13 protein-coding genes and 1 other RNA gene are annotated in these 13,833 nt (G+C 39.9%); 3 read left to right on the forward strand and 11 right to left on the reverse strand.

Annotated elements, in window-relative coordinates; all coding sequences use genetic code 11:
- Window positions 1–388 (forward strand): hypothetical protein (locus HMPREF0106_RS28000; RefSeq protein ID WP_232286797.1); only part of this gene is annotated, 388 nt, incomplete at its 5' end.
- Window positions 389–817: 429 nt separating this feature from the next.
- Here HMPREF0106_RS28000 and HMPREF0106_RS28155 read toward each other — a convergent pair.
- From HMPREF0106_RS28155 to HMPREF0106_RS02265, 8 genes are all read right to left on the reverse strand, one after another.
- On the reverse strand, window positions 818–949 hold the full coding sequence (locus tag HMPREF0106_RS28155; protein WP_008771187.1) for a hypothetical protein: 132 nt from the start codon (window positions 947–949) through the stop codon (window positions 818–820).
- Between the two features lie 247 nt (window positions 950–1,196).
- Window positions 1,197–2,411 carry a clostripain-related cysteine peptidase gene (locus HMPREF0106_RS02295; protein WP_032851632.1) on the reverse strand — a complete coding sequence of 405 codons (1,215 nt, stop codon included), beginning with the start codon at window positions 2,409–2,411 and terminating at the stop codon, window positions 1,197–1,199.
- 91 nt (window positions 2,412–2,502) lie between these two features.
- Complete coding sequence (locus HMPREF0106_RS02290) at window positions 2,503–2,904, reverse strand: hypothetical protein (RefSeq protein ID WP_009041072.1); 402 nt, start codon at window positions 2,902–2,904, stop codon at window positions 2,503–2,505.
- A gap of 77 nt (window positions 2,905–2,981) precedes the next feature.
- Window positions 2,982–3,605, reverse strand: coding sequence for a murein L,D-transpeptidase catalytic domain-containing protein (locus tag HMPREF0106_RS02285; RefSeq protein ID WP_032851633.1), 624 nt, complete (start codon window positions 3,603–3,605; stop codon window positions 2,982–2,984).
- Between the two features lie 130 nt (window positions 3,606–3,735).
- Entirely contained in the window at window positions 3,736–4,596 is an 861-nt protein-coding gene (locus tag HMPREF0106_RS02280) for an RNA polymerase sigma factor RpoD/SigA (protein ID WP_002561589.1), read from the reverse strand.
- 183 nt (window positions 4,597–4,779) lie between these two features.
- Window positions 4,780–6,315: a trypsin-like peptidase domain-containing protein gene (locus HMPREF0106_RS02275; RefSeq protein ID WP_004317638.1), complete on the reverse strand. Its 1,536-nt coding sequence runs from the start codon at window positions 6,313–6,315 to the stop codon at window positions 4,780–4,782.
- A gap of 219 nt (window positions 6,316–6,534) precedes the next feature.
- A complete protein-coding gene (locus HMPREF0106_RS02270; protein ID WP_004317637.1) occupies window positions 6,535–7,686 on the reverse strand; it encodes a dipeptide epimerase in 1,152 nt (383 codons plus the stop codon).
- A 113-nt stretch (window positions 7,687–7,799) separates the two neighbouring features.
- Window positions 7,800–8,780, reverse strand: a complete 981-nt coding sequence (locus tag HMPREF0106_RS02265; protein ID WP_009041074.1) for an NlpC/P60 family protein — start codon at window positions 8,778–8,780, stop codon at window positions 7,800–7,802.
- 98 nt (window positions 8,781–8,878) lie between these two features.
- On the opposite strand from HMPREF0106_RS02265, the gene rnpB reads away from it, so the two are divergent.
- Together rnpB and HMPREF0106_RS02260 are read left to right on the forward strand one after the other, a co-directional pair.
- An RNA gene (gene rnpB / locus HMPREF0106_RS25465) (RNase P RNA component class A) lies at window positions 8,879–9,242 on the forward strand.
- Window positions 9,243–9,264: 22 nt separating this feature from the next.
- On the forward strand, window positions 9,265–10,584 hold the full coding sequence (locus HMPREF0106_RS02260) for a YihY/virulence factor BrkB family protein (protein ID WP_008025368.1): 1,320 nt from the start codon (window positions 9,265–9,267) through the stop codon (window positions 10,582–10,584).
- Window positions 10,585–10,952: 368 nt separating this feature from the next.
- Here the strand turns inward: HMPREF0106_RS02260 and HMPREF0106_RS02255 are convergent, their stop codons facing one another.
- The 3 genes from HMPREF0106_RS02255 to HMPREF0106_RS02245 all read right to left on the reverse strand — a co-directional run bounded on the left by HMPREF0106_RS02255 (window position 10,953) and on the right by HMPREF0106_RS02245 (window position 13,362).
- Window positions 10,953–11,489: a nitroreductase family protein gene (locus HMPREF0106_RS02255; RefSeq protein ID WP_008025371.1), complete on the reverse strand. Its 537-nt coding sequence runs from the start codon at window positions 11,487–11,489 to the stop codon at window positions 10,953–10,955.
- A gap of 58 nt (window positions 11,490–11,547) precedes the next feature.
- A complete protein-coding gene (locus tag HMPREF0106_RS02250; protein WP_008025374.1) occupies window positions 11,548–12,150 on the reverse strand; it encodes a riboflavin synthase in 603 nt (200 codons plus the stop codon).
- Between the two features lie 852 nt (window positions 12,151–13,002).
- On the reverse strand, window positions 13,003–13,362 hold the full coding sequence (locus HMPREF0106_RS02245) for a lipocalin family protein (protein WP_009041075.1): 360 nt from the start codon (window positions 13,360–13,362) through the stop codon (window positions 13,003–13,005).
- Between the last annotated feature and the right edge of the window lie 471 nt (window positions 13,363–13,833).

Here is a 13,833-nt window from a genome sequence, read left to right on the forward strand (position 1 = left end):
AACTACCAAACTTTTTCGGAAGTTTTTTTTATTTTTTCTTTTTACTCATTTCTCAGGCTCTCTATGCGAAAGGGAAAGAATGTATAAAAGAAAAACAAAGGCCGTTTTCTTTGCGAATCGGACTGCAAAGATAAGAACTTTATTTATTATACTCCAAAACTTTTTGGAAGTTTTTTTGTTCTTTTCTTTAAGCGCAATCTCGCTTTTTCACTATGTCAATTCTGCAAGGCTTTCTTCTCTTGGAAAGCGGGTGCAAAAGTACGCCCTTTTCGTATACAATCCAAATATATTAAACTCTTTTTTCGAAGTTTTTTTGAAAGAATCTGCTAAAGTGCTGAAGGATAATGATGTTGTAGAACATTTTTTTGATAGAATTAGAAAAGTGTGAGGACGGATAAGGAAGTGAGGGTAATAGTAGAGCATTGAGAGAGGCGCTTAGAAAAGCATAGCTTTAGAGAACGTAAAGCTATGCTTTAGCACTCGTAAAGCACCGCTTTAGCATTGACAAATCACTGCATTGTTTATAACGGGCGGGTACAGAAGGGACACTTTTCAGGGAGCCCCTTCACACACCCGCGCGCACGTACTAAAATAGTCTCTTCATCATCTACATTGATAAACACTATGCATTGGGGCAGGCGTTTCAGTCAGGCGAGTGCAGTATTTTCCTTTATCCCATGCCGACTGCCATACCTATGTGCAGGTGAAACCTGCTCTCAATTTGCCAAAGAAGAAATTCTCATCAACATTCATCAGATGGCTAATTTCTGTAAGGGCAAGGAATAACAGAATATGCGTGGCTTGGCAGTAGAGAGATTCACAAGTTGAAGTGCAGTCTTAAAGTCGGCGAAAGAATGATTATATTCTGGCAACACTTCTTCATCGTCATAGTAGAAGCATCTTCTTCACCGTGCTCTCCTTCTTCTCCCCACGTTTCATTATTTTCCACCTTATTTGTACGCGCGCACGTGTGTGAGAAATTATTGTGGTGTCCCTACTGTACCCTTTGTCCCTGCCCCACTGTTCATAACTTTGTTTTTTGCATAAGGGAACGCCTGCAGTTTCAGCGAGACAGAAGTACAATTGCTCCTTTCACCGCCTTGAAATCAAGAGTTGTTATAGCATTGGCAGCCCATACATGTTCTTTGTTCGGTTCATCTATACCCTCTTTATGCAAGTACATTACAGACTTTTAATTACCAACCAGTCTCATCCCAACCGGCAGCAAAATACCATTGTAATGTTCGATAAAAATTATTTATTTTTGAATCAAAGCTTCCACGAGGTATATAAGTGGACAGCCCTTCCGCCTTTTCCATGGAAAACATACTATAAGTAATTCCCGAATAATTTTTCGGTGTAGTTTTCCTATAAATTACAGCCTCATCAAAAGCTTGACGCCACGACTGATAATCAGCATTATCTTTTCCTCCTGTTAAATTTTGAATCAAATTATCAAAATCATAATTTGCTTTATCACTGCTAAAATCATAAAGCTGTATATCATCACGCTGCACCACTCCCGCATCTTGAATATATTTAGGAATAATAGTTTTAACAACCATAGCTAAATGATCCAAAGCAGCACTATTAATTACAGATGTTGCAACTCCTCCCGTCCAATTTGTATTAACCGATGGTACCTTGCCAGTATAAAATTTTTCATAATAATTGAAATAAGCACTAGCTATATTTATAGCCAAATTATTCTCTGTAAACATCTCCGGCACAACTACACTATAAGGGGCCCCAGGACCAGGAATTTCAGTTGGTGAACCAATAAAATATTCAGCACAATCACGTAGTTCATAAGCTACCTCCACAGCCTGCATCGAACATGAATCAAACAGAATAAATTTCAAAGGTCTAGGAAAAGAAGATAACAATACATCATGAAAATCCGGAATATTCATTTGAGTTCTACGATAGTACCCGATTGAACGAGAATTCGCATCATTGGTAGCCGGCACCCATGAAGAACTATGAGATAAAAACACAAAACCATAACTATCTGCCGGGAAATAACTTACCGTTTGAGAAATAACAGAAGACATAACCTCTTTAGCCAAAGGATTCTGTTCCGAATAGGTAAAAAGAGTGTCTGCTACCACTTTTCCATTCTGTTTTTTTAATGAAACAAGACGAGGAACATCATTAACCATTTCACTATAAACAACTAAATTACATTTTGAATAATCTACCTCTTTCATACCCTCTTTCATATCTTCAAAATTGGTTTTAAAGAGATCAGATAATTCATTAACGCCATTATCACCTACAATATATACCAACACAGTGCGCCCAACTTGTTCACGTGGTTGAGGTATAATAGGGCCTTCTTCATCATCGTGACAAGCTGCCACCAACATTACAACACAGAACAAAAGCGATAATATTTTAATCTTTTTCATAATATTCCTCATTTATAATAGGGACAAAGATAAAAAAATAAGAGATGCAAACCTGCATCTCTTATTATATTAACAATTAAGTTATTGTTTATTACTCTTCCGGTTTCGTAAAGCGGAATTTATCTGAATCAATTCGCGATACCGTCATTCTATTATTCTTCTTATATTTATTCAGAATCTTCGTTGCTTCTTTTTCCAACTTCTTTCTGTTTTCCGAGAAGTAAATCATACATGTACTATTCTGCTGCAGTTGGTTATCCTCCAAATAATTTTTCAACTGATAACTATATAATTCACGATGAACCAAGAATCCTTCTTTGCTAACCTTCGCACTATCTAATATCTGAATATCCGTGAAATAGACTACCGTATCCGTAAATGAAGCAGAAATTCCAAAAGCATAAACCGGTTTAGAATGGTCTTTTTTCAGAGAAAAAGCGGAGCACATGGTAAACACAAGTGCAATTGCAAATAGTATTTTTACGTATTTCATATCATATAATTTTTAACTTCGCAAAGGTAACAAAAAAGAGGAGACTACCTCGATTTATCTCAAATAAATAGCATTTCTTAATCATAAATCCATAACAATACAGGTTTCTTTTCTGCCTTGAGCAGCCTGTCAACCTTCCTCATCACCTCATCAGATATCACAGGACACCCTTGACTGATTCCTAATGGAAGATGCAAAGGATACACCTCCGTTTCCGGCATCGGAGTATAAGAATGTAACACGATATACCGTTTGAAAGCATTGTTATTCGTTGCTTCCAATCCATGCAATTTATAATGAACATTAATCCCCCACTTGCTATACGACCGTATCCCTACTTTATATTTTCCTAAAGAAGAGCAATAACTACCTTCCACATTACTGAATACAGGCTTGGACAGCGTACTGTTTTTCCCGTATCCATGCGCACAAAGACTTGCATACTTCACAGAATCTCCCTTGAAATCCCATACAAAGAAACGCCTTTTACCGGAATGAATACTGAAATCTACCAGAAAGCAATAATTTGTATTATACCCGTTCTTATCACAATAAGCCTTTCCTGCCTGCGCTTTTTCACGCAAACGTTGCTCTAGTTTAGCAGGCACCGTGTCAGAAGATAATGTCGCATATCTTGCGTATGCCATCACCCCTGCTCCCAAAGCAACCAGAACAAATGATATTAGAACAAATTTCTTCATAAAACTCACATAGCACAAGATTAAATTATAGAATAGGACTTATATAAAAAGTCGCATAAGTACATTCTTCTACATGAAAAGTGCGACTTATGCGACTCAAATTCTTTTTTCAGAAACTGATATTCCTTACTTATCCCAAGTAAGATTTGAGCAATTTACTACGATTACTTTGTCTAAGTCTTCTAATTGCTTTTTCTTTAATCTGACGAACGCGCTCACGTGTGAGGCCAAATTTATCGCCGATTTCTTCTAATGTCATTTCTTGTTGTCCGATACCGAAAAACATCTGAATGATTTCTTTTTCTCTATCGGTTAACGTAGAAAGAGCTCTATCAATTTCCCTCGCAAGAGACTCATTAACCAGAGAGCGGTCCGCCATTGGCGAATCATCGTTAACCAACACATCCAACAGGCTGTTATCCTCTCCTTCCACAAAAGGTGCATCCACCGAAATATGACGGCCGGATACCTTCAGCGTATCAGAGATTTTATCAACCGGAATTTCCAGTTCGTCTGCCAACTCCTCGGGAGACGGACGCCGCTCGTTTTCCTGTTCAAACTTCGAGAAGGCTTTGCTGATCTTATTCAACGAACCTACCTGGTTCAACGGGAGACGAACAATACGCGACTGCTCTGCCAATGCTTGCAGAATAGACTGGCGAATCCACCATACAGCGTAGCTAATGAACTTAAATCCACGTGTCTCATCAAATTTCTCGGCAGCCTTAATCAGTCCTAAATTGCCTTCATTAATCAAGTCAGGCAAACTCAAACCCTGGTTCTGGTACTGTTTAGCCACAGATACGACGAAACGAAGATTGGCACGTGTCAATTTTTCCAATGCTACACGGTCACCCTTACGAATGCGTTGAGCGAGTTCCACTTCTTCCTCAACAGTAATCAGGTCTTCACGGCCGATTTCCTGCAAATACTTATCAAGAGAAGCGCTCTCTCTGTTAGTGATACTTTTGGTAATCTTTAGTTGTCTCATTCTTTAAAAACAGATTTGGAGTGCAAAGTTACGACAAATAATTTGTTAACATACAAAATTAAGTAACTTTTACACTATATTTTTCAACTAATAAAACAAAAAGAGATGCCGACAAGTTGATTGGCGGCATCCTTTTTCTATTTCATTAGCTTATCCTATAATCTTCTTACCTTATTTTATATATTACTCTTGAGTAAGATCGACAGCGAAGTATCCGCGTTTACCGGATGGGAACACACCGGTCAGGAACAATACCTGATTCGGAGACTTAACAGCAGCTTTCATCACTTCTTCCAGGTCGCTGACTTTGCGCATCGGCTGGTCATTAGCTTTTAGGATAATGAAACCTTTACGAACTCCTGCATCTGACATCTTACCGGAAGAAACTCCTGTCACTTGCAAACCGTAACCCAGATTCAATTGTTTCTTCAAATCATCCGGCAATTCTTTGAAAGCAGCTCCCAAGATTTCCATGCCTGCATCTTTCACGATTTTGGTAGTACCTTGTTCGTTCTTCAACGTTACTTCAACGGTCTTTTCCTTCTTATCGCGCATCAGTTTCACTTTCACCTTATCACCCGGACGATGTTTCGCAAGAGCTTCCTGCAAGTCGGCCATATTGGATACTTTCTTATTATCCACACCGATAATTACGTCGTCCACTTTGATGTCAGCTCCTGCAGCAGAACCATTCTCTACGATTTCAGAAACCCACACTCCTTCTACAACACCCAGTTCTTTAGCTTTATCTGCCAGTGTCTTACCGGATTTATCAATCGGTTGACGGTCGTCCATCAAACTGCTACCGATAGAACCACCACGAATACCGAGCAATGCACGTTGTACTGTTCCGTATTGTTTCAGGTCGGCAATTACCTTCGTCATAATGCTGGTCGGGATAGCGAAACCATATCCTGCATAAGCACCTGTCGGAGAAGAAAGCACCGAATTGATACCTACCAGTTCACCTTTGGCATTTACCAGCGCACCGCCACTATTCCCCTGATTGATAGCAGCATCCGTTTGGATGAATGATTCTATACCACCATTATATACACCCAGAGAACGGGCTTTCGCACTTACGATACCGGCAGTTACAGTAGAGTTCAGATTGAACGGGTTACCTACCGCCAATACCCACTCTCCTACTTTCAACGCTTCGGAGTCTCCTACCGGAATAGTCGGGAAATCATCACCTTCTATTTTTACCAATGCAAGGTCGGTGCTGGGGTCAGTACCGATCACGCGTCCTTTAAACTCACGGTTATCATTCAGTTTCACACTGATTTCATCCGCACCTTCAATCACGTGATTATTCGTTACGATATATCCATCTTTCGAGATGATTACTCCCGAACCAAAACCTACACGAGGTTGAGACTGTACCTGACGCTGCTGTCCGCGTCCATCACCAAAAAAGAAATCGAAGATGTCCGGCGCTTGCTGAACAGTTCTTGTTTTAGCTTCTTGAGTAGACCTTATATGTACGACAGCATGAAGCGAATTCTCCGCAGCCTGAGTCAGGTCAACAGGTTGAGCGTTCACAGCGTCAAAAGCAGCCAATTTGACATTGGGATTCTGCTTGAACATCTCATTAAAAGATGTCTCTTTAGCAGCTTCGTTAGATTGCAACAATTTGTAAGTTGTCAATCCTGCAACTCCTGAGCTAAGAAGAATGATTGCTCCTACTCCCAGAATGTTCTTTGTTGTCTGTTTCATGATTTATAATTCTTTAAATTGTTAATATTCGACATTGTTTTAACTTTTACGACGTTAAAATAATAACAAATATCGTTCACTTATTCTACTTGTCACTCTTTTTTGTCCACTTTTAACAGAGAATATTTGGAGCTTAACAGCGGTTAACGACAACACCTGACAAATTTACATTCGTTGTATGTCAGATGGCTTTAACACTCTGACATTCATTCAGTAAAGTCAGATTTTCATGACACCGATTCCGGGCAAATCATTTAAGGTGATCTTTCCATTCACCACTTCTACCCCTTTAAATCGATCATTAGAAATAAGCAAGTTACCATCCAGGTCGGCAAAATCGACTAATGGCGAGAACTGTGAAGCTGCTGAAATAGCACACGAGGTCTCTGTCATACAACCCACCATCACACGCATACCAAGCGCATGAGCCAGTGTTACCATCTTCCATGCTTCACGCATACCGGTACATTTCATCAGCTTAATATTAATTCCCGTGAAAGCGTCTTTCAAGGCAGCTACATCTCCCAAACGCTGCAACGATTCATCTGCAAATATCGGCAATGGACTTTGTTGCGTTATCCAGGCAATGTCGTCTAGCTTCTCCTTCGGCATAGGCTGTTCTATCATCACAATGCCTTTTTCTTTCAGCCAATGAATCATATCAAGCGCGTATTGACGGTCTTTCCAGCCTTGGTTGGCATCTATCGCTATCGGTAGATTCGTTACCGAGCGGATGGTTTCAATCATCTCCTTATCATTGTCCCGTCCCAGCTTTACCTTTAATATATTAAACTGATCGGCGCACTCTTTTGTTTTCTCCCGTACTACATCCGGTGTATCAATACCTATCGTGAAGGTGGTAGAAGGCGTCTTTTCTTTGTTCAATCCCCATATTTTATACCAGGGAGCACCCAGCAGTTTTCCCACCAAATCATGAAGGGCGATATCTACCGCAGCTTTCGCCGCCGTGTCTTTTGGCGAGAGGCTGTCAACGTATGACAAAATGTCATCTAACTGAAAAGGATCACTAAACTGTTCCAGATTCACTTTCCCCAGAAAACTCATAACCGATTCTACCGTCTCTCCCAAATAAGGAGGCATAGAGGCCTCTCCGTACCCCGTTATCCCTTCATATTCTATTTCCACCTGTACATCAGGAGTCGTTGTGCGTGAATATGTGGCAACCGTAAACACATGCTTCAACTTCAATTCATAAGGGAAAAAGCTCATTTTCATCTTTCCTCCCAAACCGAGCTTATTTATATAGACGTTAGAAAGCGATGATTCTCCGGCTAATGTCTGACGGACAACCAACCCTGAACCCAAAGCAGCCAAAGTCGCTGTTTTCAAAAAATCTCTTCTGTTCTGCATGCTTTAATAGATGATAAATTACAAATGATAAGTGATAAATGACAGGTAACAGATAATAGATGATAGATATTTATACAAAATACTCACAATAACTATCAAACATCATTTATCAACTATTTATAATAAGGATTATTATCCGTAGTATTCATTCCCTTCTCCTTATTAATATAAGGTAGGAAGCGAACGGCAAAAAGCAGACGTTTCGTGTTGAACTCGTCATAGTTCTTATCCGCGGGGTTCATACTACTGACGTGTACATCGCCCAAAGCGTGGATAAACTGTTTATTACCAAGGTAAATACCAACGTGAGAGATTCCTTCTTTACGCTCCGCAGTTGCTTTACGACCGAAAAACACTAGATCCCCCCGTTGTACATTGGCAAAATCAGGAGCAATCTCAATATGTTCGCCCACATAAGCCTGTTGAGACGCATCTCTCGGAATAATAATATCATGCATAAAAAGCACGGTACGTACCAAGCCGCTACAATCTACTCCTTTGGAAGAGGTTCCTGCCCACAGATAAGGAACCCCCATCATCGAATAAGCAGTCGCAATGATACTTTCAACATCTTGTTTCAATGAAGCCCTCCATTTTGTTTCCGGTTGAGAAATAGATTTAGAGATGTATGCTTTCCGACCGTCGGGATAAGATACTTTGTAGAAATGACCTTTGCTTCCCTCCCACTTCAGACGATTGCCTGCAACCACGTCGGACACAGGTTGAGAACTTTCATCCGGTTTTTCATACGCAAATCCGTAGTGCGAAGTAACCACTATCTTTTCCGCCCGGTTCCACTCATCATAACGTTCCTTCGACATGGGGGTAATCACCATCCGGTGTACCCATCCGGTATAATCATCCGGCGTTTGTATCTCGTACCAACCGGTATATTGAAGTACTTTGACCGGCATCCCCAACAATGCCTGTGTACTCATGCCGGAAGTAAATTTGCCTTCTTCGCGCAAATTGCAAACAGAGATATGCACTACCCCATAAGCTGAATCGGCAGGCATGGGACGTATTTCCTGTGCTTTCAGGCTGACTGCCGCAATCACCAGAAAACAAGAGAAAAGGAGGATATTCTTCTTCATTAAAATTCATTTTAATAATAGCAAAGGTAGAAATTATTTCTATTTGTGGTACTTTCTTTGGCTAAAACAAAATAAATGACGTATTTTTGCAGTCTAAAGCAGTTGGCCGGTCTGTCGCGTGCACGTTTCGTGCAGGAGGAAAGTCCGGGCAACATAGAGCATCCTACTTCCTAACAGAAAGCTGTCCGTGAGGGTAGAGTAACGTAGAAGAAAACAACCGCCGCTCCTTTCGGGGAGAGGTAAGGGTGAGAAGGTGGGGTAAGAGCCCACCAGCCGCATGGTGACATGTCGGGCTGTACGTCTTAGGAGTTGTAAGGTCATGTAAACCGGCGTTATGAGAGTTGCTCGCTCCATGTCGGAGGGTAGACCGCTAAAGTGTCGTGGTGACACGCCACTCAGATAAATGACAGGCACCTTGTTTTATATAAGGTACAGAACTCGGCTTATAGGCTGACTGCTTTTTCTTTTAATTATCCGTTGAACTATGAAGAAGAAAATCACCGATATATGGAAGTTTCTTACGTATGACATCTGGCGCATTACGGAAGATGAAGTGACCCGAACCAAGTTCTCACTCTACAATATTATAAAGACCATCTATCTTTGTATCAACCGGTTTACCAAAGACCGAATGGCTAATAAAGCTTCCGCACTGACATATAGCACATTGCTCGCTATTGTACCGATACTTGCCATCCTGTTTGCCGTGGCACGCGGTTTTGGATTCGACAACCTGATGGAACATCAGTTCCGCAATGGTTTCGGAGGAAATATAGAAACAACAGAGGCCATTCTCTCATTTGTCAACTCCTATCTTTCACAAACCAAAGGGGGTATTTTCATTGGAGTTGGTTTGGTCATGTTGTTATGGACGGTTATCAATCTGGTCAGCAATATTGAAATCACCTTCAACCGTATTTGGGAAGTGAAAAAAGCACGGTCCATGTATCGCAAGATTACGGATTACTTTTCTATGTTCCTGTTGATGCCGATTCTGATTGTAGTATCCGGAGGACTTTCTCTGTTTATGAGTACCATTCTCAAACAGATGGATGATTTCGTCCTGCTTGCTCCTATTATGAAATTCATGATACGGCTTATCCCTTTCGTCCTGACATGGCTGATGTTCACAGGGCTGTATATCTTCATGCCGAATACAAAAGTAAAATTCAAACACGCGCTCATTGCAGGCATTCTGGCGGGGTCTGCTTATCAGGCTTTTCAGTTCCTGTATATCAACAGCCAGTTGTGGGTGTCAAAGTACAACGCCATTTACGGTAGTTTTGCTGCACTTCCTTTATTTCTGCTTTGGTTGCAAATATCTTGGACAATCTGTTTATTCGGAGCCGAATTGACGTATGCCGGGCAAAATATCCGTAGTTTTAGTTTTGACCAGGATACCCGGAATATCAGCAGACGATACCGGGACTTTATATCCATCCTGATTATGTCGCTCATAGCCAAACGGTTTGAGAAGAACGAGCCTCCCTATACGGCTGCAGAAATCTCGGAAGAGCACCAGATTCCCATCCGGCTAACCAACCAGGTACTTTATCAGTTGCAGGAAATAGAATTGATTCACGAGGTAGTCACCGACGAAAAAAGCGAAGAGATCGGCTATCAACCGTCAATGGATATCAATCAATTGAATGTAGCCATCTTATTGGATCGTTTGGATACATACGGTTCCGAAAATTTCAAAATTGATAAAGACGAAGAATTCAACGACGAATGGAAAGTGCTGACCGAATCCAGAGAAGAATACTATAAAAAAGCAAGTAAAGTATTACTGAAAGATTTATAAGGAAAAGGAAGCAAGCAGTGCAACGAACTCGAAAATCAGACTTTACAACCTGATATTCTTATCTATAATAAGTCCGAAGCCAGCCTGAAAGGAGAAGACGCCCAACTGAAAGCGGCAGTAGACTATTGGCTGAAGGATTTGTCAAAAAAGAAATAAATAACTTATTATTAATGCCGCTAAATAAGCGGCATTAATAATAAGTTATATATCAACACTTTAGAGGAAACACTTTTGGTTTTAAACAAACAGTCCGTTCCTTTAAAAGGAAAGCATCGTTGGTTTAAAAGGAACGGACTCTTCCTTTAAAACCAACGATGCTTTCTGTTATATGCTTATCCTAAAGGACTAAGAATATAATTATTTTTCAATCAATAACGGTTGTATGAAACCACTTTCTCTTTCGGCTTCCTCATTTTCTTGCGTTTTTCCTTTGCCGGATAACCAATGACAATATCCAGCAATAAACGTTTGGAAGCAGGAATACCGGCAAGCTGTTTCATTTCTTTTTCATCAAACCAACCCAGAATACAAGAGCCCAGTCCTTCGGCTTCAGCCGCCAAAGCAATATGAGCAGCAACTATTCCAATGTCGATCAATGGAAAATGCTTGCCTTTCACCTTTCCACCAAGCAGAGAGGTAATATTAGCAGATTCCTCTACCACCAGAATATGCACGGGAGCATCTTTAGCAAACTTATTCATCCCCAAACCAGCAGCAGCTTTCCCCGCTTTTTGAGCCAGTTCCTTATCCGTGATGACTACAAACCTCCAAGGCTGCGCATTACAAGCCGAAGGCGCCAAACGAGCAGCTTCAAGTATCCGTTCCAACTTTTCCGGCTCCACCGGACGCTCCTTATCATACGAACGGTCGCTTTGACGAGCCTGTACCAATTGAAGAAAATCCATAAGATTGCGATTTTATGATTTACAATTTACGATTAAAATTCGCTTTCGCGACAGCCAACTATTTATATTGAATCATCCGGCTGATATACTTACCGATAATATCGAATTCAATATTTACCACACTGCCAATCTCAAACGTATGGAAGTTTGTATGCTCATACGTATAAGGAATGATAGCTACCTGGAAAGTATCATCGGTCGGATTACATACCGTCAGACTAACACCGTTCACAGTTACCGAACCTTTATCCACCGTGATATATCCACGTTTCGCCATTTCCTTATCAAACGCATATTGGAAGGTAAAATACCAACTACCTTCCGCATCCTTAATATCAATACAAGTAGCGGTCTGGTCTACATGTCCCTGAACGATATGTCCGTCCAGTCGGCCATTCATCATCATGCTACGTTCAACATTCACCTTATCCCCCACTTTCAGCAGACCGAGATTAGAGCGTTCCAATGTTTCTTTCATGGCAGTCACCGTATACGTATCATCTGTCAGAGTCACCACTGTCAGACACACACCATTGTGAGAAATACTCTGGTCGATTTTCAACTCATTCACAAACGAACACTTAAATGTAAAGTGTATATTCTCCTGGTCTTTCACCAGTGCTACCAAAGTAGCATATTCTTCTACGATTCCAGAAAACATAATTTCATTTACTATTTTACGATTTACTACTTACTATTTTAAGATTGAGAATACTCTCTTAATGCAAGGGTCAAAGATACGAATTAGAAAGGAGCTTAAAAAATAAGAGCAAAAAAAAATGGGGCTTTTATTACTGTATCTAATTATTAGCCATTTAGCAAAATGGTGATTCATTCTTGTGCTTTGTATGCCTCATAAGAACATTACAAATATAACTCTTAATTCTGAAATAAAACGCATTTCCCTATGATATTTTAATCTATATGTTCTATTTAACAACTTATATTTAAATAAAAAGCCAACTATCATCTCGATAACTGACTTTTAATTTTTAATCACTTATTTGCCTTGTATATCTTTATAATACTCGGCAAAGTTCTCTGCATAATTCTTAGCTTCGGGACTTCCTTTTGTTTATGTACATCTTTATCCATTATTCTGCTTATAGAAGCAATAATTCCATTTTGTCGCTATCTACCACCTTGACATTTTCTTCCAATACAAACACATACCTCAATAATCCAGAATGTATCTTTTACATTAGATTGGACAGATTCTTATCAGTACCTTTGCTGTAGATAAATCAATTACCAACCTATTTATTTTTACAAAAATATGCAAGTAACACCAAAGAGGAATAACACAATTCACTATTTACCACAAGAGATTAGAGAGACTAGATTAACAGAGGTCACATATTTACCTATCACAAGGGAAATGTTAGAACAACTATTCTCAAATTCAGCTAAGAAGGATAAGCATAAATTAGTTAAGAAGAGAAGGAGGTAATTAATAAGGCAGCAAGTGAATGTTACTTCAAATGCTGCCTTGCTTTTTGTTTCAACCCTGTATCTATTGCTTGGTATAAGTTACAGAATCAGAATTATCTTTAATCGTTAGACGATTACCCGAAATAGAGAAGGTAGACGTATATGTTTCACCGTCTGACCATGTAAATGTAATCTTATCGCCGTCTAAAGAGTACTTAAATGATTCTGAATCAATTTGTTTACCATCTTTAAACTCTTGCCATATACCGCTTCCGTCTGCATTGAATGTATATGAATCACTATAGCCTTTACCGTCATCAACGACTTCACCTCGCCATGTACCAACAATAGGATTGTCATCATCGTCATCGCTACAAGCAACGAAATTTACACTCATAATAATGGCTACTAAAGCCATACCAATAAATCTTAATGTCTTCATTTGTTATATAATCTGTTTGTGCTTCTACGTTCCTAATAGAGAGCGTTAATAATTGAGATATAAGTGTGAGGAACACAACACAAAGTTGCACACTTCTTTAATAAAGAACTGTTGAGTAGTAAAATGGACTGTCTGTTTCTTATATACCTGTATTTATGCCAACCTGTTCCCTATAGTTGGCTACTACATACAAGAAGCTCTAAGTTTGCAGTTAATAGATAAGAGGTCGGAAATTTATTTTAAAAAAGTCAAGCGAGACGAATAATTACCTCCGCATCTTATCAGGAAAATATCAGTCTTATTATCTTTGTTGTATTAAGATAAAGACTGATAGGCGGGAAGAGGACACCATAAAAGAGAAAGCACTTGAGGCTAGCCCACGTAACGGCCTCTCTCCGCCAAGCTGCAAAGCTCCGATAGAATATCAAGGTTGCGAGCCTATTTAGAGTTTAGAGTTCAAACAGCTTTTAC

The sequence above is a fragment of the Bacteroides sp. D22 genome, from assembly GCF_000163675.1.
Classification (GTDB): domain Bacteria; phylum Bacteroidota; class Bacteroidia; order Bacteroidales; family Bacteroidaceae; genus Bacteroides; species Bacteroides xylanisolvens.